Annotated in this window: 21 protein-coding genes; 18 read left to right on the top strand and 3 right to left on the bottom strand. The window is 68.9% G+C overall.

The window, feature by feature from the left end:
• The first annotated feature begins 2 nt into the window (after nucleotides 1-2).
• Nucleotides 3-596 carry an imidazolonepropionase-like domain-containing protein gene (locus tag ACP4E5_RS20535; protein WP_425830765.1) on the top strand — a complete coding sequence of 198 codons (594 nt, stop codon included), beginning with the start codon at nucleotides 3-5 and terminating at the stop codon, nucleotides 594-596.
• A gap of 106 nt (nucleotides 597-702) precedes the next feature.
• Nucleotides 703-1,398, top strand: a complete 696-nt coding sequence (locus ACP4E5_RS20530; RefSeq protein WP_425830763.1) for a demethylmenaquinone methyltransferase — start codon at nucleotides 703-705, stop codon at nucleotides 1,396-1,398.
• A gap of 17 nt (nucleotides 1,399-1,415) precedes the next feature.
• On the opposite strand, the gene ACP4E5_RS20525 is transcribed toward ACP4E5_RS20530, so the two are convergent.
• Together ACP4E5_RS20525 and ACP4E5_RS20520 are read right to left on the bottom strand one after the other, a co-directional pair.
• Nucleotides 1,416-1,718, bottom strand: coding sequence for a PASTA domain-containing protein (locus tag ACP4E5_RS20525; RefSeq protein ID WP_425841495.1), 303 nt, complete (start codon nucleotides 1,716-1,718; stop codon nucleotides 1,416-1,418).
• A 159-nt stretch (nucleotides 1,719-1,877) separates the two neighbouring features.
• Nucleotides 1,878-2,381: a GNAT family N-acetyltransferase gene (locus tag ACP4E5_RS20520; protein WP_425830761.1), complete on the bottom strand. Its 504-nt coding sequence runs from the start codon at nucleotides 2,379-2,381 to the stop codon at nucleotides 1,878-1,880.
• 96 nt (nucleotides 2,382-2,477) lie between these two features.
• On the opposite strand from ACP4E5_RS20520, the gene ACP4E5_RS20515 reads away from it, so the two are divergent.
• Both ACP4E5_RS20515 and ACP4E5_RS20510 read left to right on the top strand, forming a co-directional pair.
• Nucleotides 2,478-3,782: a geranylgeranyl reductase family protein gene (locus ACP4E5_RS20515; RefSeq protein WP_425830759.1), complete on the top strand. Its 1,305-nt coding sequence runs from the start codon at nucleotides 2,478-2,480 to the stop codon at nucleotides 3,780-3,782.
• A gap of 12 nt (nucleotides 3,783-3,794) precedes the next feature.
• On the top strand, nucleotides 3,795-4,121 hold the full coding sequence (locus ACP4E5_RS20510; RefSeq protein ID WP_425830757.1) for a putative quinol monooxygenase: 327 nt from the start codon (nucleotides 3,795-3,797) through the stop codon (nucleotides 4,119-4,121).
• Between the two features lie 182 nt (nucleotides 4,122-4,303).
• Here the strand turns inward: ACP4E5_RS20510 and ACP4E5_RS20505 are convergent, their stop codons facing one another.
• Nucleotides 4,304-5,134: a C40 family peptidase gene (locus tag ACP4E5_RS20505; RefSeq protein WP_425830755.1), complete on the bottom strand. Its 831-nt coding sequence runs from the start codon at nucleotides 5,132-5,134 to the stop codon at nucleotides 4,304-4,306.
• Between the two features lie 711 nt (nucleotides 5,135-5,845).
• On the opposite strand from ACP4E5_RS20505, the gene ACP4E5_RS20500 reads away from it, so the two are divergent.
• Genes ACP4E5_RS20500 through nuoN form a run of 14 tightly spaced genes read left to right on the top strand, consistent with a single transcriptional unit; the run spans nucleotide 5,846 to nucleotide 21,908 of the window.
• Nucleotides 5,846-6,205 (top strand): NADH-quinone oxidoreductase subunit A, encoded by a 360-nt coding sequence (locus ACP4E5_RS20500; RefSeq protein ID WP_007383963.1) that lies wholly within the window; start codon nucleotides 5,846-5,848, stop codon nucleotides 6,203-6,205.
• Nucleotides 6,206-6,239: 34 nt separating this feature from the next.
• On the top strand, nucleotides 6,240-6,794 hold the full coding sequence (locus tag ACP4E5_RS20495; protein WP_403852682.1) for a NuoB/complex I 20 kDa subunit family protein: 555 nt from the start codon (nucleotides 6,240-6,242) through the stop codon (nucleotides 6,792-6,794).
• Entirely contained in the window at nucleotides 6,791-7,552 is a 762-nt protein-coding gene (locus ACP4E5_RS20490; RefSeq protein WP_425830752.1) for an NADH-quinone oxidoreductase subunit C, read from the top strand. The genes ACP4E5_RS20495 and ACP4E5_RS20490 overlap by 4 nt, the downstream gene beginning before the upstream one ends.
• Nucleotides 7,552-8,886, top strand: coding sequence for an NADH-quinone oxidoreductase subunit D (locus ACP4E5_RS20485; RefSeq protein WP_425830750.1), 1,335 nt, complete (start codon nucleotides 7,552-7,554; stop codon nucleotides 8,884-8,886). Before ACP4E5_RS20490 ends, ACP4E5_RS20485 begins: the two co-directional genes overlap by 1 nt.
• Nucleotides 8,883-9,743, top strand: coding sequence for an NADH-quinone oxidoreductase subunit NuoE (nuoE, locus tag ACP4E5_RS20480; protein ID WP_425830748.1), 861 nt, complete (start codon nucleotides 8,883-8,885; stop codon nucleotides 9,741-9,743). The genes ACP4E5_RS20485 and nuoE overlap by 4 nt, the downstream gene beginning before the upstream one ends.
• Nucleotides 9,743-11,110 (top strand): NADH-quinone oxidoreductase subunit NuoF, encoded by a 1,368-nt coding sequence (gene nuoF, locus ACP4E5_RS20475; protein WP_425830746.1) that lies wholly within the window; start codon nucleotides 9,743-9,745, stop codon nucleotides 11,108-11,110. The genes nuoE and nuoF overlap by 1 nt, the downstream gene beginning before the upstream one ends.
• Entirely contained in the window at nucleotides 11,107-13,623 is a 2,517-nt protein-coding gene (locus ACP4E5_RS20470; RefSeq protein WP_425830744.1) for an NADH-quinone oxidoreductase subunit G, read from the top strand. Before nuoF ends, ACP4E5_RS20470 begins: the two co-directional genes overlap by 4 nt.
• Before the next feature lie 26 nt (nucleotides 13,624-13,649).
• Nucleotides 13,650-15,023 carry an NADH-quinone oxidoreductase subunit NuoH gene (gene nuoH / locus ACP4E5_RS20465; RefSeq protein ID WP_425841493.1) on the top strand — a complete coding sequence of 458 codons (1,374 nt, stop codon included), beginning with the start codon at nucleotides 13,650-13,652 and terminating at the stop codon, nucleotides 15,021-15,023.
• Entirely contained in the window at nucleotides 15,016-15,651 is a 636-nt protein-coding gene (gene nuoI, locus ACP4E5_RS20460; protein WP_425830742.1) for an NADH-quinone oxidoreductase subunit NuoI, read from the top strand. Before nuoH ends, nuoI begins: the two co-directional genes overlap by 8 nt.
• On the top strand, nucleotides 15,648-16,475 hold the full coding sequence (locus tag ACP4E5_RS20455; protein ID WP_425830740.1) for an NADH-quinone oxidoreductase subunit J: 828 nt from the start codon (nucleotides 15,648-15,650) through the stop codon (nucleotides 16,473-16,475). The genes nuoI and ACP4E5_RS20455 overlap by 4 nt, the downstream gene beginning before the upstream one ends.
• Entirely contained in the window at nucleotides 16,472-16,771 is a 300-nt protein-coding gene (gene nuoK, locus ACP4E5_RS20450; protein WP_003974374.1) for an NADH-quinone oxidoreductase subunit NuoK, read from the top strand. Before ACP4E5_RS20455 ends, nuoK begins: the two co-directional genes overlap by 4 nt.
• 15 nt (nucleotides 16,772-16,786) lie before the next feature.
• Nucleotides 16,787-18,682 (top strand): NADH-quinone oxidoreductase subunit L, encoded by a 1,896-nt coding sequence (gene nuoL, locus ACP4E5_RS20445; RefSeq protein ID WP_425830737.1) that lies wholly within the window; start codon nucleotides 16,787-16,789, stop codon nucleotides 18,680-18,682.
• A gap of 5 nt (nucleotides 18,683-18,687) precedes the next feature.
• Nucleotides 18,688-20,262 (top strand): NADH-quinone oxidoreductase subunit M, encoded by a 1,575-nt coding sequence (locus ACP4E5_RS20440; protein WP_425830735.1) that lies wholly within the window; start codon nucleotides 18,688-18,690, stop codon nucleotides 20,260-20,262.
• Nucleotides 20,259-21,908: an NADH-quinone oxidoreductase subunit NuoN gene (gene nuoN / locus ACP4E5_RS20435; protein WP_425830733.1), complete on the top strand. Its 1,650-nt coding sequence runs from the start codon at nucleotides 20,259-20,261 to the stop codon at nucleotides 21,906-21,908. Before ACP4E5_RS20440 ends, nuoN begins: the two co-directional genes overlap by 4 nt.
• Nucleotides 21,909-22,011: the final 103 nt, after the last annotated feature.

Below are 22,011 nucleotides of genomic sequence, written 5' to 3'. Positions count from 1 at the left end.
CGTTGCTGACACTTCACGTCGACGGCGACGACTTCTCCGTTCTCGTCGAGGGCGGGTCCGTCAAGGCGCTCGGACCGTACGAGGAGGTGGCCGCCGCCGCTCCGCAGGCGCGGGTGCGGCGCTGGCCCGGCATCCTGACGCCGGGTCTCCTCAACCCGTACGGTCCCGAGATCCTCGAGCACACGTACCACCCGGATCCGCGTGAGGCGGACACGTACGGGACGGTGCCGATCGGCGGGGAGCGGGCGCGGGAGATCTTCCGCGCGGACCCGTCCCGGCTGGGCGCGAGTGCGCGGCGGGGTGTGCAGCGACTGTTCGCGCACGGAACGGTGGCCCTCGCGGGGGAGTTGCGCGCCAAGCCGGTTCTTGAGGTGGTGCAGCGGTCGGGCCTCGTGTTCGCCGCTCGGCCCGATCGGCTGCCGGGGCCGGTGTCGCTGTCGCCGAAGCCGTTGGTGCTGTTGCCGGGGTTGGCGGTGGGCGGGCCCGCGCGGTTCGCGGTGTTCGACGTGGCGGACCGGGAGGAACTGGTGCGGCGTGGGGCTTCCACGTGCGTGGCGACGGTGGTCGGCGGCCGTCTGGTGTACCGCGGTCGGTAACCAGGCCACGGGGCTCCGCCCCGGACCCCGCGCCTCAATCGCCGGCGGGGCTTGATATGCGCACCCGTCACGAAGGCCGCGGCTATGGTGCTGCCACAATGGCCGGGTGACCCGTGCATCCCTGGACAAGCAGCCCCACGAAGTCGCCTCGATGTTCGACGACGTGGCGGAGAAGTACGACCTCACCAACGACGTGCTGTCCCTGGGACAGACCCGGCTGTGGCGCAGGGAGGTCGCCAGGGCCGTCGACGCCCGCCCCGCGCAGAAGGTCCTCGACCTCGCCGCCGGCACCGCCACCTCCTCGCAGCCCTTCGCCCAGGCCGGCGCGTACGTCGTGCCCTGCGACTTCTCCCTCGGCATGCTCCGCGTGGGCAAGCAGCGCCACCCGTGGATGCCGTTCACCGCGGGCGACGGCACGAAGCTGCCGTTCAAGGACGACACGTTCGACGCCGTGACCATCTCCTTCGGGCTGCGGAACATCCAGGAGACCGAGACCGCGCTGAGCGAGCTGCACCGGGTCACCAAGCCCGGCGGCCGCGTCGTCATCTGCGAGTTCAGCCACCCGACGTGGGCGCCCTTCCGCACCGTCTACACCGAGTACCTGATGCGCGCCCTGCCGCCGGTCGCGCGCGCGGTGTCCTCGAACCCGGACGCGTACGTCTACCTCGCCGAGTCCATCCGCGCCTGGCCCACGCAGCCCGAACTGGCCGCGCTGATGCAGAACGTCGGCTGGCAGCGGGTGGCCTGGCGGGACCTCACCGGCGGCATCGTGACGCTGCACCGCGGCTACAAGAAGGCGTGACGCGGACCCGGACCGCGTCACGGACACGGACTGAACGACCCGGCGCGCGCCGGCGGCTCGTCCGGTTCGCCGAGCTCCCTGCGCATGCCGCCGCCCCGTGGCCCCGGCGCCCGCGGCACGCGCACTCCCGCGCCGCCACCGCCCTCGCCGTCACCGAGGTCGAACCAGACCGTGACGACGGCGTCCCGCGGCACCTCGACACCGGGCAGCGGGTACTGGCGCACCACGTACTCCACCGCCACCCGGTCGAAGTCGTCCCGGTCCGCCGCCGCGATCAGCACGCCGTGCTCACGGGCCGCCTGACGCGCGTCGACCGCCATCAGGCCGACCAGCTTCGGCACGGGAACGTCCGGCGGCCCGGCGTCCGGGACCTTGGGCGTCTTGGGTGTCTTCACCACAGATGTCACCCCCAGGAGGTACCGGAAGGGTAGCCCCTGGGGTGTGCCGCCCGGAAGGTCCGGTCAGCGCTGCGAGCCGGGTCAGAGCTCCAAACGGAAGCAGTGACCCTGCTTCCCCGTCGGCGTCACGAACGTCTCGGCCAGCTCCATGCCCAGGCGCCGGGTCACCGCGATCGAGCGCTCGTTGAGGGCGTAGACCATCGCGACGACGCTGCTCGTGCCCGTCTCCCGTACCCGCTCCAGGGTTTGCCGCGCCGCCGCTGTCGCGTACCCCTGACCCCAGTACGCGCGCCCGAGCCGCCAGCCGATCTCGATCTCGCCGACCGGCCCCCAGGTGCCCGGCCAGGGCTGCGCGCCCGTGAACCCGATGACGTCGCCCGCGGCGTCGGTCATCGTCCACAGGCAGAAGCCGTGCTCCGCCTCGTGCCTGCGCTGCCGCGCGGTCAGCTCCTCGTACACGGAGAGCTCCGCCGACGCGCCTCCGTGGAACTCCATGACATCGGGGTGGTCGAACACCCTGTGCCAGGCGAGCGCGTCCTCATGGGTGGGGACGCGCAGGTCCACGGCGGGCAGAACTCGACTCATGGGCTGGCCCTTCGGTCGGGTGATCGCGGTCGCTGAATAGACTGCCCATGTCCGTGCCGGACGGCACACCGTTTTCGAGCCTGGGGAGAACCCGCCGTGACCGAGCAGCCCAAGCGACTCGCCGACAAAGCCGAGTACAGCGCGGACGTGATCGTCGTCGGGGCCGGACCCGCCGGTTCCACGACCGCCTACTACCTCGCCAAGGCCGGCCTCGACGTCCTGCTCCTCGAGAAGACCGCCTTCCCGCGCGAGAAGGTGTGCGGCGACGGCCTCACCCCGCGCGCCACCAAGCAGCTCGTCTCCATGGGCATCGACATCTCCGAGGAGGCCGGCTGGCTGCGCAACAAGGGCCTGCGCATCATCGGCGGCGGCGTCCGCCTCCAGCTCGACTGGCCCGACCTCGCCTCGTACCCGGACTACGGACTCGTTCGCAAGCGCGACGACTTCGACGAGCAGCTCGCGCGGCAGGCCCAGAAGGGCGGCGCCCGCCTGTACGAGCGGTGCAACGTCGGTGCCCCGATCATCGACGAGCGCACGGGCCACATCACGGGCGTGCACGCGAAGCTGGGCGAGGAGAAGACCCCGGTCACCTTCCACGCCCCGCTGGTGGTCGCCGCCGACGGCAACTCCACGCGCCTCTCGCTCGCGATGGGCCTGCACCGCCGCGAGGACCGCCCGATGGGCGTCGCCGTCCGTACGTACTTCACGTCGCCGCGGCACGACGACGACTACCTGGAGTCCTGGCTGGAGCTGTGGGACAAGCGCGGCCCCGGCGAGGACCGCCTGCTGCCCGGCTACGGCTGGATCTTCGGCATGGGCGACGGCACGTCCAACGTGGGCCTCGGCATCCTCAACTCCTCGAAGGCCTTCCGCGAGTTGGACTGGCGCGAGGTCCTCAAGGCCTGGTGCGCGTCGATGCCCGAGGACTGGGGGTACACCCCGGACAACATGACGATGCCGATCCGCGGCGCCGCCCTCCCCATGGCCTTCAACCGCCAGCCGCACTACACCAAGGGCCTGCTCCTGGTCGGCGACGCGGGCGGCCTGGTCAACCCGTTCAACGGCGAGGGCATCGCGTACGCCATGGAGTCCGGCCAGATCGCGGCCGACGTCATCGTGCAGGCCCACGCGCGCGCCACCCCCGCCCAGCGCGAACTGGCCCTCCACCGCTACCCGAAGGTCCTCAAGGACACCTACGGCGGCTACTACACGATGGGCCGCGCCTTCGTGAAGCTCATCGGCAACCCGAAGGTCATGAAGATCGCGACGCAGCGCGGACTGACGCACCCGATGCTGATGAAGTTCACGCTGAAGATGCTCGCGAACCTGACCGACCCGACGGGCGGCGACGCGATGGACCGGATCATCAACGGCCTGACGAAGGTCGCACCGAAGGCCTGACAGGGTGGTGCCATGATTTTCATCGCCGTGAAGTTCACCGCCCGCCCCGAGCACGCCGACTCGTGGCTGGAGAAGACCGCCGCGTTCACCGCGGCCACCCGTGCCGAGGAGGGCAACCTCTTCTTCGACTGGTCCCGCAGCGTCGAGGACCCGAACCAGTTCGTGCTCCTGGAGGGCTTCCGGGACGCCGACGCCGGCGCCGCGCACGTCGGCTCCGACCACTTCAAGGCGGGCCTGGACGCCATGGCTCCGCTCATCGCCGTGACCCCGGAGATCATCAACGCCGATATCCCGAACGAGGGTTGGGGCGAGATGGGCGAGCTGTCGCCGCGGTCCTGAGGACCCGGTTCGCTCCGCGTACGCCGAAGGCCGCCGCACCCCGCGAGGGGAGCGGCGGCCTTCGCCGTGTGTGCAGTGAGGCCCTCAAGGGGTCTCAGGCGGCTGTGTGCGGCCTTTGAGGGCCGCGGGGTCCCGGGGGACCCAGAAGTTCACAGGAACCTCGTAGAACGCTGGGGGAACGCTCAGAGGACGCGCACCGCGCCGGTCGGCTGGTCGTAGGAGAGCGGCTTCTCGACGACACCGGTCGACGAGTTCTGCGCGCCGACGAAGTTGCCGCCGCCCACGTAGATCGCCACGTGGTAGGCGCTGCCGGAGCTGCCCCAGTACAGGATGTCGCCGGGCTGCAGGTTGCCCAGGCCGACCTGGGTGCCCTGCGTGGACTGGTCCTGCGAGACGCGCGGCAGGTCGACACCGGCCTGCTTGTACGCGGCCTGCACCAGACCCGAGCAGTCCCAGGAGCTGGGACCCGTGCCACCGGAGACGTAGGCGTCGCCGATGTGCGACTTGACGAACGACACGACCGCGGCGGCGGAGCCGCTGGCCGGGGCGGGGGCCTCGTCGGACGCGGACGCCGTGGTCGCCTGGAGCGTGGTGCGCTCGCTGGAGCGGGAGGACTCGGCCTTCGCGGCGGCCTCGCGCTTGGCGGCGGCCTCGGCCTTGGCCTTCGCTTCGGCCTCCTTCTGGGCCTCGGCCTTCTTCTCGGCGGCGACCTGGTCCTTCTTCGCCTGGTCCGCGGCCTTGTCGAAGGCGGCGTCGCGCTCGGCCTGGACCTGGTAGTTGGCCGCGGCCTGCTGGGTGGCGTCCGCGGACTGGGCGACCTGGGAAGAGAGGTCGGTGGTGAGCGTGGGCATCTCGATGGTCTGCGTCACCGGCTCGGCGGCGTTGGCCGAACCAGCCGCACCAGCGACTGCCAGGGTGCTGAGGACGCCACCGGTAACTCCGGCGCGCAGGGCCAGCTTCGAGGCGCTGCGACGGGGCTTCCGGTGGCTGGGTATGTGAGCGGTGTGGGACATGAGACCAACCGGTATCAGGGCCTCCCCGATCCCTTCAAGAAACGTGTGGTGCGCCACAGTTGTGAAGCAGGGGGGTCGAAACCCGTGCCCGACAGGCTTTATTGACGCCGTAACGGGCAAATTGGACAGCCCCTCGCACGGCTCTGATCATGGGTTTTCCGCAATACGCCCGAATTGCCCGACGCTTACCACCCGTTGAGGCAGTTGGCCAAGCCCGGTTTCTGACGGTCCGCCGGATGCGTGACGCAGGTCACAAGCCAACCCTTAGGGGGTGCGGTGCACACGTCATGAACACATCTCGCGTCCACTTCCGTTCACACTCATCCCTCCAAGGTGTGAACGCCGCCCACTATCAGCCAACCCCGTCCAGCGCCAATTTGCTTGCAGTCGCCACGTCTTGATAGTGGACACACCCCTCCGACCAGGCGTGACGCGTCAAGTTGTCACCACTGGTGATCACTCAGGTGCTTCGCGTGTGAAGATCACCGCTCATCCGACTTCATGATCCTTCGTCAGGTGGTGGAGATCACAAAGTAGTTGGCGCACCCCGTGTCGCAGATCACAGAGTTGCAGGCATAGGATGCGGGGCAAGTTGGGCTTGTGACCCGCTTCACATGTAGGCGATCTTCGACGGTTCGCGGGGCGTGGGGGTGGGGCGCGAGTTCATGGCAACCGCCAGCAGTCAGTGCCGACTGAGAGGAGCGAGGAGCGGTGAACGCTTATGCGCCCATCCTCGTACTGGGAGCCCTCGGGGCAGGCTTTGCGATCTTCTCCGTGGTCATGGCCACGCTTATCGGTCCAAAGCGGTACAACCGGGCCAAGCTAGAAGCCTACGAGTGCGGGATCGAGCCGACCCCCACGCCGGCCGGTGGCGGGCGCTTCCCCATCAAGTACTACCTGACGGCGATGCTCTTCATCGTCTTCGACATCGAGATCGTCTTTCTTTACCCCTGGGCCGTCACCTTCGACGCCCTGGGGGTGTTCGGGCTCGTAGAGATGCTGCTCTTCGTGCTCACCGTCTTCGTCGCGTACGCGTACGTATGGCGGCGCGGCGGCCTGGAATGGGACTGAGCCCCGTATAGGGGAGACCAGGAGCCACAGACCAATGGGACTCGAAGAAAAGCTGCCGAGCGGATTCCTGCTGACCACCGTCGAGCAGGCCGCGGGCTGGGTGCGCAAGTCGTCCGTCTTCCCCGCCACGTTCGGGCTCGCCTGTTGCGCCATCGAAATGATGACGACGGGCGCGGGCCGCTACGACCTGGCGCGGTTCGGGATGGAGGTCTTCCGCGGATCGCCCCGCCAGGCGGACCTGATGATCGTGGCCGGGCGGGTGAGCCAGAAGATGGCGCCCGTCCTGCGCCAGGTCTACGACCAGATGCCGAACCCCAAGTGGGTCATCTCCATGGGCGTCTGCGCATCGTCCGGCGGGATGTTCAACAACTACGCGATCGTGCAGGGCGTCGACCACGTCATCCCGGTCGACATCTATCTGCCCGGCTGTCCGCCCCGGCCCGAGATGCTGATGGACGCGATCCTCAAGCTCCATCAGAAGATCCAGACCTCGAAGCTCGGCGTGAACGCCGAGGAGGCGGCCCGCGAGGCGGAGGAAGCGGCGCGCAAGGCGCTCCCGACGATCGAGATGAAGGGGCTGCTGCGGTGAGCGACGCGCACAGCGACAACAGCGACAAGGGATCGAACGGGGTCAACCCCGAAAAGGATCTCAGCGCTTCCAACCTTCCTGGGCAGCGCGGCGACCAGGGCGAGGAGATCCGCGTCCAGCGCGGCATGTTCGGCGCCAACAACGGCGGCGACACCTCCGGCTACGGCGGCCTCGTCCGCTCGATCCGGCTCCCCGGCGAATCCTCCCGCCCCTACGGCGGCTGGTTCGACGAGGTGGCGGACGAGCTGGAGGGCGCCCTGGAGGAACAGGGCCTCGTCCCCGAGAACGCCATCGACAAGACGGTCGTCGACCGCGACGAGCTCACCTTCCACATCGAGCGCGAGCACCTGGTCCGCGTCGCCCGCATCCTGCGCGACGACCCGGCGCTGCGCTTCGAACTGTGCACGGGGGTCTCGGTGGTGCACTACCCCGGGGACAAGGGCCGCGAGCTGCACGCCGTCTACCACCTGCGCTCGCTCACCCACAACCGGCTGATCCGCCTCGAGGTCTCGGCGCCCGACGCGGACCCGCACGTCCCGTCGCTTGTCCCGGTGTATCCGACGAACGACTGGCACGAGCGCGAGGCGTACGACTTCTTCGGGCTCGTCTTCGACGGCCACCCCGCGCTGACGCGGATCATGATGCCGGACGACTGGCAGGGCTTCCCACAGCGCAAGGACTACCCGCTCGGCGGCATCCCCGTCGAGTACAAGGGCGCCCAGATCCCGGCTCCGGACCAGCGGAGGTCGTACAGCTGATGTCTTCCACTCCTTCTGCCTCCTCCGCGTCGCCGCGCGAGACCACCGAAGGCGCCGTCTACACGGTCACCGGAGGTGACTGGGACGAGGTCGCCGAGGCGGCGGTCAAGTCCGACGACGAGCGCATCATCGTCAACATGGGCCCCCAACACCCCTCCACGCACGGGGTGTTGCGCCTGATCCTGGAGATCGACGGCGAGACGGTCACCGAGGCCCGCTGCGGCATCGGCTACCTCCACACCGGCATCGAGAAGAACCTCGAGTACCGCACGTGGACGCAGGGCACCACGTTCGTGACGCGCATGGACTACCTGACGCCGTTCTACAACGAGACGGCGTACTGCCTCGCCGTCGAGAAGCTCCTCGGCATCGAGGACGAGATCCCGGACCGCGCCAGCATCATCCGCGTGCTCCTCATGGAGCTGAACCGGATGTCCTCGCACCTGGTGGCCATCGCCACCGGCGGCATGGAACTCGGCGCGACCACGATCATGATCTACGGATTCCGCGATCGTGAACTCGTTCTCGACATCTACGAGTTGATCACCGGCCTGCGCATGAACCACGCGTACATCCGGCCCGGCGGACTCGCCCAGGACCTGCCGCCCGGCGCGGTGGACCAGCTCCGCGAGTTCGTCAAGAAGATGAAGAAGAACCTTCCCGAGTACGACAAGCTCGCCACCGGGAACCCCATCTTCAAGGCCCGCATGCAGGACGTCGGCTACCTCGACCTCGCGGGCTGCATGGCCCTCGGCGCCACAGGACCGATCCTGCGCTCCGCCGGCCTGCCGCACGACCTGCGCAAGGCCCAGCCGTACTGCGGCTACGAGAACTACGACTTCGACATCCCGACCGCCGACACCTGCGACTCCTACGGGCGTTTCCTGATCCGCCTGGAGGAGATGCGCCAGTCGCTGCGCATCGTCGAGCAGTGCCTGGACCGCCTGGAGCCCGGCCCGGTCATGGTCGGTGACAAGAAGATCGCCTGGCCCGCCCAGCTGGCCCTCGGCCCGGACGGTCTCGGCAACTCGCTCGACCACATCAAGAACATCATGGGCACCTCCATGGAGGCCCTCATCCACCACTTCAAGCTGGTGACCGAGGGCTTCCGCGTCCCGCCGGGACAGGCGTACGCGGCCGTGGAGTCGCCCAAGGGCGAGCTGGGTGTGCACGCCGTGTCCGACGGCGGCACCCGCCCGTTTAGGGTCCACTTCCGCGACCCGTCTTTCACCAACCTTCAGGCCATGGCGGCGATGTGCGAGGGCGGCCAGGTCGCCGACGTCATCGTCGCCGTCGCGTCCATCGACCCCGTGATGGGAGGCGTCGACCGGTGACCACCAGTTCTTCGGAGCAGGGCGTCAGTCTGGGCATGCCCCAACTGCCCGCGCCCGCCTACCCGGACGACGTCCGAGGCCGCCTGGAGGCCGACGCGAAGGAGATCATCTCCCGCTACCCCGGCTCCCGCTCGGCGCTGCTTCCGCTGCTGCACCTCGTGCAGTCGGAGGAGGGGCATGTCACGCGCACCGGCATGCAGTTCTGCGCGGACATGCTCGACCTGACCACAGCCGAGGTCACGGCCGTCGCGACCTTCTACACGATGTACCGCAGGAAGCCGAGCGGCGACTACCAAGTGGGCGTCTGCACCAACACGTTGTGCGCCGTCATGGGCGGCGACGCCATCTTCGAGTCGCTCCAGGAGCACCTCGGCGTCGGCAACAACGGCACCACGGACGACGGCAAGATCACGCTGGAGCACATCGAGTGCAACGCCGCTTGTGATTTCGCTCCCGTGGTGATGGTCAACTGGGAGTTCTTCGACAACCAGACGCCCGATAGCGCCAGGCAGCTCGTCGACGACCTGCGCGCGGGTGCGCAGGTGTCACCCACGCGCGGCGCCCCCTTGTGCACCTTCAAGGAGACCGCGCGCATCCTGGCCGGATTCCCCGACGAGCGGGACGGCGCCGTCGAGGCCGGCGGCAGCGCGGGGCCCGCCTCGCTGATCGGGCTCCGCCTGGCCAAGGGCGAGACGGAGCCCGCGCGCGTGGTCCACCCGCGCGGCGAGGGCATCGAGGGCGAACCGGCCCACGACCCGTCGCCCACCGAGCACTTGAGCTCGCACGACGCGCCGCAGGACACATCGGCATCCGACCCGCAGCACCCAGCGGGACCGACCGCCGAGGAGGGGGAGTGATGACCTTGGCAGCCGAGATCGACAACAACGACACCAGCCCGGAGAAGCTGCTCGCTCCGGTCCTGTCGGCCTTCTGGGACGAGGACAAGTCCTGGTCCCTGGACGTGTACCGCCGGCACGACGGATACGAGGGACTGCGCAAGGCCCTCGCCATGGCTCCGGACGACCTGATCGCCTATGTGAAGGACGCTGGCCTCCGCGGGCGTGGTGGCGCCGGGTTCCCGACGGGGATGAAGTGGCAGTTCATTCCGCAGGGAGACGGCAAACCGCACTATCTAGTTGTCAACGCCGACGAATCGGAGCCGGGGACCTGCAAGGACATCCCGCTCCTCTTCGCGAACCCGCACAGCCTCATCGAGGGCATCGTGATCGCCTGTTACGCGATCCGTTCCGAGCACGCGTTCATCTACTTGCGCGGTGAAGTGGTCCCCGTACTGCGGCGCTTGCACGAGGCCGTGCGCGAGGCCTACGCCGCGGGGTATCTCGGGCAGAACGTCCTCGGGTCCGGTCTCAACCTCGAACTCACCGTGCACGCGGGCGCCGGCGCGTACATCTGTGGCGAGGAGACCGCACTCCTGGACTCGCTCGAAGGCCGGCGTGGTCAGCCACGACTCCGTCCTCCCTTCCCTGCGGTCGCGGGCCTCTACGCGTGCCCCACTGTCGTGAACAACGTCGAGTCCATCGCATCAGTTCCCGCGATCATCAATCGGGGCAAGGACTGGTTCAAATCGATGGGGAGCGAGAAGTCCCCGGGCTTCACGCTCTACTCGCTCAGCGGCCACGTCGCGAGCCCCGGCCAGTACGAGGCCCCGCTCGGTATCACGCTGCGCCAGCTGCTCGACATGAGCGGCGGCATGCGTCCGGGCCACCGCCTCAAGTTCTGGACCCCGGGCGGCAGTTCGACCCCGATGTTCACCGAGGAACACCTCGACGTACCCCTCGACTACGAGGGAGTCGGCGCCGCCGGATCGATGCTCGGCACCAAGGCGCTTCAGTGCTTCGACGAGACGACCTGCGTCGTGCGCGCGGTCACGAGGTGGACCGAGTTCTACGCCCACGAGTCCTGCGGCAAGTGCACGCCGTGCCGCGAAGGCACCTACTGGCTCGTGCAGTTGCTCCGTGACATCGAGGCAGGCAAGGGCACGATGTCCGACCTCGACAAGCTGAACGACATCGCCGACAACATCAACGGCAAGTCGTTCTGCGCCCTCGGTGACGGCGCCGCCTCGCCGATCTTCTCCTCGCTCAAGTACTTCCGCGACGAGTACGAGCAGCACATCACGGGCAAGGCCTGCCCCTTCGACCCGGCCAGGTCCACGCTGTGGGCCGGCCGGGGCGACAAGCACCGCACGGAGGTGAACGCATGACTGTGACCGCTGGCGCTCCCTCCGGGGGCGGTGAGGCGGCGGTTCCGCCCGAGGACCTCGTCTCGTTGACGATCGACGGCATCGAGATCAGCGTCCCCAAGGGGACCCTGGTCATCCGGGCCGCCGAGATGCTCGGCATCGAGATCCCGCGTTTCTGCGACCACCCGCTGCTCGACCCGGCGGGTGCCTGCCGGCAGTGCATCGTGGAGGTGGAGGGCCAGCGCAAGCCGATGGCGTCCTGCACCATCACCTGCACCGACGGCATGGTGGTCAAGAGCCAGCTCTCCTCCCCGGTCGCCGAGAAGGCGCAGAAGGGGGTCATGGAGCTGCTGCTCATCAACCACCCCCTCGACTGCCCGGTCTGCGACAAGGGCGGTGAGTGCCCGCTGCAGAACCAGGCGATGTCGCACGGCCAGGCCGACTCGCGCTTCGAGGGCAAGAAGCGCACCTACGAGAAGCCCGTCCCGATCTCGAAGCAGGTGCTGCTCGACCGCGAGCGGTGCGTGCTGTGCGCCCGCTGCACCCGGTTCTCCAACCAGATCGCGGGCGACCCGATGATCGAGCTGATCGAGCGCGGCGCGCTCCAGCAGGTCGGCACGGGCGAGGGCGACCCCTTCGAGTCGTACTTCTCCGGGAACACGATCCAGATCTGCCCGGTCGGCGCGCTGACCTCGGCGGCGTATCGCTTCCGCTCCCGCCCCTTCGACCTCGTCTCCTCGCCGAGCGTGTGCGAGCACTGCGCGGGTGGCTGCGCGACCCGCACCGACCACCGGCGCGGCAAGGTCATGCGCCGCCTCGCGGCCAACGACCCCGAGGTCAACGAGGAGTGGATCTGCGACAAGGGCCGCTTCGGCTTCCGCTACGCGCAGAAGCCCGACCGGCTCACCCACCCCCTCGTACGGGACGCGGAGAGCGGTGAGCTGCGGCCCGCTTCCTGGCCGGAGGCGCTGGAGACCGCCGCGCGCGGGCTCGCCGCCGCCCGCGGCAGGACCGGTGTGCTCACCGGTGGCCGCCTCACCGTCGAGGACGCCTACGCGTACAGCAAGTTCGCGCGCGTGGCGCTCGACACGAACGACATCGATTTCCGCGCGCGCGTGCACAGCAGCGAGGAAGCCGACTTCCTGGCGGCGCGCGTCGCGGGGCGCGGACGCGACCTGGACGGCAGCGGCGTCACCTACAAGGCGCTGGAGAAGGCCCCCGCGGTCCTCCTCGTCGGGTTCGAGTCGGAGGAGGAGGCGCCCGGCGTCTTCCTCAAGCTCCGCAAGGCATGGCGCGGCCACGGACAGAAGGTCTACTCGCTCTCCACGCATGCGACGCGCGGCCTGGAGAAGGCTGGTGGCACGCTGCTGCCCGCCGCTCCCGGCACCGAGCCCGAGTGGCTGACTGCGTTGTCCGAAGGCGTGCTCGCCTCCGGTGTCGGCCTCGAAGGCGGCGGAGCGGACGCAGCGCAGGCGCTGCGCGGTGAGGGCGCCGTGATCGTCGTAGGGGAGCGGCTCGCGGCCGTGGCGGGCGGTCTCACCGCCGCCGTACGGGCCGCGTCCGCGACCGGGGCCCAGCTGGTGTGGATCCCGCGCAGGGCCGGTGAGCGCGGCGCCGTCGAGGCGGGCGCGCTGCCGTCGCTGCTGCCGGGCGGCAGGCCCGCGACCGACCCGCGCGCGCGGGACCAGGTCGCCGCCGCCTGGGGTGTGGCCGAACTGCCGCACAGCTTCGGGCGGGACACCGGGCAGATCGTGGAGGCCGCGGCCACCGGCGAACTGGCGGCCCTTGTGGTGGCCGGCGTCGAGGTCGCCGACCTGCCGTCCCCGGTGCGCGCGCGTGAAGCCCTTCACGAGGTGGGTTTCCTGCTCTCCCTGGAGCAGCGGCCCAGTGAGGTCACCGACCACGCCGACGTCGTCCTCCCGGTGGCCGCGGTCGCCGAGAAGGCGGGCACGTTCCTCAACTGGGAGGGCCGCGCCCGGATGTTCGAGGCCGCGCTGAAGCCCGACCAGATGACGCGGCGCGTCGCGCCCACGGACGCGCGCGTGCTGCAAATGGTGGCCGACGCCATGGACGTCCACCTCGGGCTTCCCGATCTGCGTTCGCTGCGCGGCGAGTTGGACCGCCTGGGCAACTGGGACGGGCCGCACGCCACTGAGCCCCTGGAGACGACGGGTCAGCTGCCGCGCCCCTCCTCCGGAGAGGCTGTCCTCGCCGGACATCGGCTGCTGCTCGACCTGGGCCGCCTCCAGGAGGGCGACGACGCGCTCGCCGGCACCCGGCACGCCGCCCACGCGCGCGTGTCCGCCGCGACCGCCGCGGAATCGGGCGTGAAGGACGGCGACGTACTGACGGTCACCGGTGCGCTGGGCAGCGTCGCGTTCCCGCTCCAGGTCACCGAGATGCCCGACCGCGTCGTGTGGCTTCCGCTCAACTCCGAGGGCGGCGGCGTCGCTTCGGACACCGGTGCCGTCCCCGGCGACCTGGTGAAGATCGGCCCGGCCGTCGCCGCCGGGGCCCCGGAGGTGCAGTCATGAGTCCCATGGCACTGAGCCCGACGACATTGAGCCCACTGGCTCTTGAAGACCTCTCCATGTTCGGCCGCGACCCCTGGTGGCTCGTCGTCGTCAAGGCGGTCTTCTGCTTCGCCTTCCTGATGGTGACCGTGCTGTTCTCCATCGTGTGGGAGCGCAAGGTCGTCGCCTGGATGCAACTGCGCATCGGCCCGAACCGGCACGGCCCCTGGGGCATGCTCCAGTCGCTCGCCGACGGCATCAAGCTGATGCTCAAGGAAGACGTGATCGTCAAGCGCGCGGACAAGGTGGTCTACATCCTTGCGCCGGTCGTCGCCGCGATCCCCGCCTTCATGGCGATCGCCGTGATCCCGTTCGGCCCGTCGGGCAACGAGATCTCGATCTTCGGCCACCGTACGACGATGCAGCTCACCGACCTGCCGATCGCGATGCTCTACATCCTCGCGGTCGCCTCCGTCGGCATCTACGGCATCGTCCTCGCGGGCTGGTCGTCCGGGTCGACGTACCCGCTGCTCGGCGGCCTGCGGTCCTGCGCGCAGATGATCTCGTACGAGATCGCGATGGGTGCCGCGTTCGCCTCGGTGTTCCTGTACTCGGGCTCGATGTCGACCTCGGAGATCGTCGCCCAGCAGCACGACCGCTGGTACATCGTCCTGCTGCCCGTCTCGTTCCTGATCTACATCGTGACGATGGTCGGCGAGACGAACCGCGCGCCGTTCGACATGCCGGAGTCCGAGGGCGACCTCGTCGGCGGCTTCAACACCGAGTACTCGTCCATCAAGTTCGCGATGTTCATGCTCGCCGAGTACGTGAACATGGTGACGGTCTCGGCGGTGTCGGTGACGCTCTTCCTGGGCGGCTGGCGCGCACCGTGGCCGATCTCCACGTTCTGGGAGGGCGCGAACCACGGCTGGTGGCCGATGCTCTGGTTCGTCATCAAGGTCCAGGTGCTGCTGTTCGGCTTCATCTGGCTGCGCGGCACGCTCCCACGCGTGCGCTACGACCAGCTGATGAAGCTCGGCTGGAAGGTCCTCATCCCGGTCTCCGTGGTGTGGCTGATGCTGGTGGCGACCGTGCGGACGCTGCGCAACGAGAACTACGACTTCGCCTCCATCGCCCTGTACGTCGGCGCCGCGATCCTTGTGATCCTGCTCCTGTCGTTCGTCGTGGACATCTTCCGCGACCGCGGGGCCAAGCAGCGGGAGGCCGCGGAAGAGCCCGTCGCCTTCGACCCGATGGCGGGCGGATTCCCCGTGCCGCCGCTGCCCGGACAGACCCTGCCGCCCGTGCCGCGCAGGCGGTCCCGCCGGGAGCGGGAGCTGATTGTCAGTGGTGGCCCCGATACTCAGAGTGACGAGTCGCTGGGTGGATCTCGAGAAGGAAAGGAGGCGTCCGATGGCTGACGAGAGCAGCTCCGGCCGACAGAAGGACACCGAGCCGGGGTTCCAGAACCCCGTCGCCGGCTTCGGCGTGACCTTCAAGGCCATGTTCAAGAAGCGGCTGACCGAGCAGTACCCGGAGCAACCGAAGACCACTGCTCCCCGCTTCCACGGCAGGCACCAGCTCAACCGCCATCCGGACGGCCTGGAGAAGTGCATCGGCTGCGAGTTGTGCGCCTGGGCCTGTCCCGCGGACGCGATCTACGTGGAGGGCGCGGACAACACGGAGGAGGAGCGCTACTCACCGGGCGAGCGCTACGGCCGCGTCTACCAGATCAACTACGCCCGCTGCATTCTGTGCGGACTGTGCATCGAGGCGTGCCCCACGCGCGCGCTGACGATGACGAACGAGTTCGAGCTGGCCGACAGCAGCCGCGCCAACCTCATCTACACCAAGGAGCAGCTGCTCGCCGGGCTCGACGAGGGCATGGTCGACAGCCCGCACTCGATCTTCCCCGGCACGGACGAGCAGGACTACTACCGGGGTCTCGTCACCGAGGCGGCGCCCGGCACGGAGCGCCAAGTGGCCGTCTCCAAGGGCGAGAAGCCAGACGAGGCGGTCGCCGAAGAGGCAGAGGAGGTGGACGTATGAGCGCGCAGCTCGCGGCATCGGTCACTTCCACCGGCGAGGCCTTCCAGTTCTGGGTCCTCGGCACGGTCGCCGTCATCGGCGCCCTGTGCACGATCCTGATGAAGAAGGCCGTGCACAGCGCCCTGTGTCTGGCCGGCACCATGATCATCCTGGCGATCTTCTACCTGGCCAACGGGGCGTACTTCCTGGGCATCGTGCAGATCGTCGTCTACACGGGCGCGATCATGATGCTGTTCCTCTTCGTGGTCATGCTCGTCGGCGTCACCGCGGCCGACTCCCTCACCGAGACCATCAAGGGGCAGCGCTGGCTCGCCGCCCTGTGCGGGCTCGGCTTCGGGGTGCTGCTCATCGCGGGGATCGGCCACGCCTCGCTGAAGCAGTTCAACGGACTGGGCAAGGCGAACGCCGGGGGGAACGTGGAGGGGCTCGCATCCCTCATCTTCACCAAGTACGTCTTCGCCTTCGAGATCACCGGCGCCCTGCTGATCACGGCCACCGTCGGCGCGATGGTGCTCACGCACCGCGAGCGCACCGAACGGGCCAAGACGCAGCGCGAGTTGGCGCAGGAGCGGGTGCGCGAGGGCAAGCACCTCCCGCCGCTGCCCGCCCCGGGTGTCTACGCCCGGCACAACGCGGTGGACATCGCGGGACTGCTGCCCGACGGCACGCCCTCGGAGCTCACGGTCATGCGGACACTGCGCGAGCGCGGCCAGATCCGGGACGTCTCCGGTGAGGCGATGAGCGATCTGAAGGCCCTGGAGCAGCGGTCGGCCGACCGTCTGGAGCGCTCGGACGCCGAGCGGGCCGAGGAGGCGTCGAAGTGAATCCGGTCAACTACCTGTATCTCGCCGCCCTGTTGTTCACGATCGGCGCCACCGGCGTGCTCATCAGGCGGAACGCGATCGTCGTGTTCATGTGCATCGAGCTGATGCTGAACGCGTGCAACCTCGCGTTCGTCGCGTTCTCCCGTATGCACGGCAATCTCGACGGCCAGATCATCGCGTTCTTCACGATGGTCGTCGCCGCCGCGGAGGTCGTCGTCGGGCTCGCGATCATCGTGTCGCTGTTCCGTTCCCGCCACTCGGCCTCGGTCGACGACGCCAGCCTGATGAAGCTGTAAGGGGTCGGAGATAACGTGGAGAACCTGATTGCGCTGCTGGTAGCGGCGCCACTGCTCGGAGCGGCCGTACTGCTGTGCGGCGGGCGGGCGTTGGACCGGGTGGGTCATCTGCTCGGCACGCTGCTCGCGGCCGTGTCCTTCGTGATCGCCGTCGTGCTCTTCTCCGACATGCTCGGCAAGGGCCCCGACGACCGCACGCTCAGCCAGCACCTGTTCAGCTGGATCCCCGTCGAGGGCTTCCAGGCGGACGTCGGCTTCCATCTCGACCAGCTGTCGATGACGTTCGTCCTGCTGATCTCCGGTGTGGGCACGCTGATCCACCTGTACTCGATCGGCTACATGGAGCACGACGAGCGGCGCCGCCGCTTCTTCGGCTACCTGAACCTGTTCGTCGCGGCGATGCTCCTCCTGGTCATCGCCGACAACTACCTGCTGCTGTACGTCGGCTGGGAGGGCGTGGGCCTCGCCTCGTACCTGCTCATCGGCTTCTGGCAGCACAAGCCGAGCGCGGCCACGGCCGCCAAGAAGGCGTTCCTGGTCAACCGTGTCGGCGACATGGGCTTGTCGATCGCCATCATGCTGATGTTCACGACGTTCGGGACGTTCACCTTCGGGGACGTCCTCGGCGGCGTCGGGGACACCAGCGAGGGCAAGCTCACGGCGATCGGCCTGATGCTGCTGCTCGCCGCCTGTGGCAAGTCGGCCCAGGTGCCGCTGCAGTCCTGGCTCGGGGACGCGATGGAGGGCCCGACCCCGGTCTCGGCCCTCATCCACGCCGCGACGATGGTGACCGCCGGCGTCTACCTGATCGTCCGCTCCGGCGCGATCTTCAACGGGGCGCCGGACGCGCAGCTCGTCGTCACCATCGTCGGCGCGGTCACGCTGCTGTTCGGTGCGATCGTCGGTTGCGCGAAGGACGACATCAAGAAGGCCCTCGCGGGTTCGACGATGTCGCAGATCGGCTACATGATCCTCGCCGCGGGCCTCGGCCCCATCGGCTACGTGTTCGCGATCATGCACCTGGTCACGCACGGCTTCTTCAAGGCGGGCCTGTTCCTCGGCGCCGGTTCGGTCATGCACGGCATGAACGACGAGGTCGACATGCGGAGGTTCGGCGGCCTGCGCAAGTACATGCCGGTCACCTTCGTGACGTTCGGCCTCGGGTATCTCGCCATCATCGGCTTCCCCGGCCTGTCCGGCTTCTTCTCCAAGGACAAGATCATCGAGGCGGCGTTCGCGAAGGGCGGCTCCGAGGGCTGGATCCTCGGCTCCGTCGCCCTCCTCGGCGCGGCCATCACCGCGTTCTACATGACCCGCGTGATGATCATGACCTTCTTCGGCGAGAAGCGCTGGCAGCCCGATGCGGAGGGCCATGAACCGCACCCGCACGAGTCCCCGTCCTCCATGACGATCCCGATGATCGTGCTGGCGGTCGGCTCGGTCTTCGCCGGTGGCTTCTTCTCCATCGGGGACCGCTTCCTGCACTGGCTGGAGCCCGTCACCGGGCACAGCCACGGGCACGCGCCCATCAGCGCGGGCGTGGTCACCGGAGCCACCATGGTGTGCCTGGTGATCGGTGTGGGTCTCGCCTGGGTCCAGTACGGGCGCCGCGAGGTCCCGGCCGTCGCCCCGCGCGGCTCGCTGCTCACCCGCGCCGCGAGGCGTGACCTGCTCCAGGACGACTTCAACCACGTCGTCCTGGTGCGCGGCGGCGAGCACCTGACGCGCTCCCTCGTATACGTCGACCACACTTTGGTCGACGGGGTGGTCAACGGGACGGCGGCCTCGGTCGGCGGCCTCTCCGGTCGGCTGCGCAAACTCCAGAACGGCTACGTGCGCTCGTACGCCGTCTCGATGTTCGGCGGCGCGGCGGTCATCGCCGCGGTGACCCTGCTGATGAGGGCGGTCTGATACCGATGTCCTTTCCTCTGCTGACAGCGACGGCGGTACTGCCGGCCGTGGGCGCGATCGCCACGGCCGCCGTGCCGGCGAAGCAGCGCACCGCGGCCAAGTGGCTCGCGCTGCTGTTCTCGCTCGCCACCCTGGTGCTCGCGGCGGTGGTCGCGGTCCGCTTCGACCCGGGCGGCGGACGCTTCCAACTCACCGAATCCCACGCGTGGATCAAGGACTTCGGGGTCCGCTACGAACTGGGTGTGGACGGCATCGCGGTGGCGCTGATCGCGCTCACTGCGCTGCTGATCCCGTTCGTGATCCTCGCGGGCTGGCACGACGCCGACCCGCAGGAGACCGGCAACACACGGTGGCGGCCGACCCAGGGCTTCTTCGCCCTGATCCTCCTCGTCGAGGCGATGGTGATCATCTCCTTCGAGGCCACCGACGTCTTCGTGTTCTACATCTTCTTCGAAGCCATGCTCATCCCGATGTACTTCCTCATCGGCGGCTTCGGGGACCGGGCGGGTCCGCACGGCGAGAAGGAGGCCGCGACCCAACGTTCGTACGCGGCCGTCAAGTTCCTCCTCTACAACCTGGTCGGCGGCCTCATCATGCTGGCGGCCGTCATCGGCCTCTACGTGGTGGCGGGGAGCTTCTCGCTCCAGGAGATCGCCGCCGCGCGGGCCAGTGGCTCGCTCGACATGGCGACCAACACCGAGCGGCTGCTCTTCCTGGGCTTCTTCTTCGCCTTCGCGGTGAAGGCCCCGCTGTGGCCGCTGCACACGTGGCTGCCGAACGCGATGGGGGAGGCCACCGCCCCGGTCGCCGTACTGATCACGGCAGTTGTCGACAAGGTCGGCACGTTCGCGATGCTCCGCTTCTGCCTCCAGCTGTTCCCGGAGGCGAGCAAGTGGGCGACGCCGGTGATCCTGGTGCTCGCCCTGATCAGCATCGTCTACGGGGCGCTGGTCGCGGTCGGCCAGCGCGACATCAAGCGCCTTGTCGCCTACGCGTCGATCTCGCACTTCGGCTTCATCATCATGGGCATCTTCGCGATGACCAGCCAGGGCCAGTCCGGGGCGACGCTCTACATGGTCAACCACGGGATCTCGACGGCGGCGCTGATGCTGGTCGCCGGCTTCCTGATCTCGCGGCGCGGCTCGCGGCTCATCGCGGACTACGGAGGCGTGCAGAAGGTCGCCCCGGTGCTCGCCGGCACGTTCCTGATCGGCAGCCTCGCCACACTCTCGCTGCCGGGCCTCGCGCCCTTCGTGAGCGAATTCCTGGTCCTGGTCGGCACGTTCACGCGTTACCCGGTGATCGGCATCATCGCCACCGTCGGCATCGTGCTCGCCGCGCTCTACACGCTGGTCCTCTACCAGCGCACCATGACGGGCCCGGTGAAGCCGTCGACCGAGGGCATCGGCGATCTGCGAGTGCGTGAGCTCGCGGTCGTGGTCCCGCTGATCGGCGTACTGATCTTCCTGGGCGTCTACCCGAAGCCGCTCACCGAGCTGGTGAACCCGGCGGTCAAGCACACCCTGTCCGACGTCCACAAGAAGGACCCGAAGCCGGAAGTGGAGGCGGCTCACAAGTGACTACGTCAGCCGTCCACAGTCTGTGGACAACTGCCGCCGACCCGATCTCGAAGATCGACGCACCGAAGATCGAATACGGGCAATTGTCCCCGACCTTGATCGTCCTCGGTGCCGCCGTCGTGGGGATCCTGGTCGAGGCCCTGGTGCCGCGCCGGTCCCGCTACTACGTGCAGGTGTTCCTCGCCGTCGTCGCCCTCGCGGCCGCCTTCGCGGCGGTCGTGGGGCTCGCGGCCGGCGGGTACGGGACGACGAAGGCGCACATCGCGGCCATGGGCGCGATCGCCGTCGACGGCCCGGCGCTGTTCCTGCAAGGGGTCATCCTGCTGTCCGGCCTTGTCGCGATCTTCACGTTCGCCGAGCGGCGGCTCGACCCGGAGGCACACGGCAACCGCGTTGACTCGTTCGCCGCGCAGGCCGCCTCCGTGCCCGGCAGCGACAGCGAAAAGGCGGCCATAAAGGCCGGGTTCACCACCACCGAGGTGTTCCCGCTGGCGCTCTTCGCGATCAGCGGCATGCTGGTCTTCCCCGCGGCGAACGACCTGCTGACGCTGTTCATCGCCCTGGAGGTCTTCTCGCTCCCGCTGTACCTGCTGTGCGCCGTGGCCCGCCGCAAGCGGCTCATGTCGCAGGAGGCCGCGGTCAAGTACTTCCTGCTCGGCGCCTTCGCGTCCGCCTTCACCCTGTTCGGCATCGCGCTCCTGTACGGCTACGCGGGCTCCGTCTCGTACGCCACGATCGCGAGCGTCGTCGACGGCTCGATCCAGAACGTGGACCCGGCCCTCGCCGACACCATGGGCAACGACGCGCTGCTGCTCATCGGCATGGCGCTCGTCGTCATGGGCCTGCTGTTCAAGGTCGGTGCCGTCCCGTTCCACATGTGGACGCCGGACGTGTACCAGGGCGCGCCGACACCGGTGACCGGGTTCATGGCGGCGGCCACGAAGGTCGCGGCCTTCGGCGCGCTGCTGCGGCTGCTCTACGTCGTGCTGCCGGGGATGCGCTGGGACTGGCGGCCGGTCATGTGGGCCGTCGCCATCGTCACGATGCTGGCCGGCGCGATCGTCGCGATCACGCAGACCGACATCAAGCGGCTCCTCGCGTACTCGTCGATCGCGCACGCCGGCTTCATCCTGGCCGGTGTCATCGCGACGACACCCGACGGCGTCTCGTCCGTCCTCTTCTACCTGGCCGCGTACTCCTTCGTGACCATCGGCGCCTTCGCCGTGGTGACGCTGGTGCGCGACGCGGGGGGCGAGGCGACGCACCTGTCGAAGTGGGCGGGCCTCGGGCGCAGGTCGCCGCTGGTGGCGGCGGTCTTCGCGGTGTTCCTGCTCGCGTTCGCCGGTATCCCGCTGACCTCCGGGTTCGCGGGCAAGTTCGCCGTGTTCAAGGCGGCGGCCGAGGGCGGTGCGGGCGCGCTCGTCGTGGTCGGTGTCGTGTCCTCCGCGATCGCCGCGTTCTTCTACATCCGCGTGATCGTCCTCATGTTCTTCAGCGAGCCGAAGGCGGACGGGCCGACCGTGGCCGTGCCGTCGCCGCTGACCATGACGACGATCGGGGTGGGCGTGGCCGTCACGATCGTGCTGGGCCTCGCGCCGCAGTACTTCCTGGACCTGGCGAGCCAGGCGGGAGTGTTCGTGCGATAGCGGCGGCGGCGCAGTCGTCGTGTTCTTCGTGGGAGCCCGGTCCCTTGGTGGGGCCGGGCTCTCGCGCGTATGGGGAGCGCGGAGGAAGCGGGGCGCGACCCCC

The sequence above is a fragment of the Streptomyces fractus genome, from assembly GCF_049844455.1.
GTDB lineage: Bacteria > Actinomycetota > Actinomycetes > Streptomycetales > Streptomycetaceae > Streptomyces > Streptomyces fractus.
The sequence above is the reverse complement of the archived record's forward strand: the minus strand, read 5'-3'. Positions and strand labels throughout refer to the sequence as shown.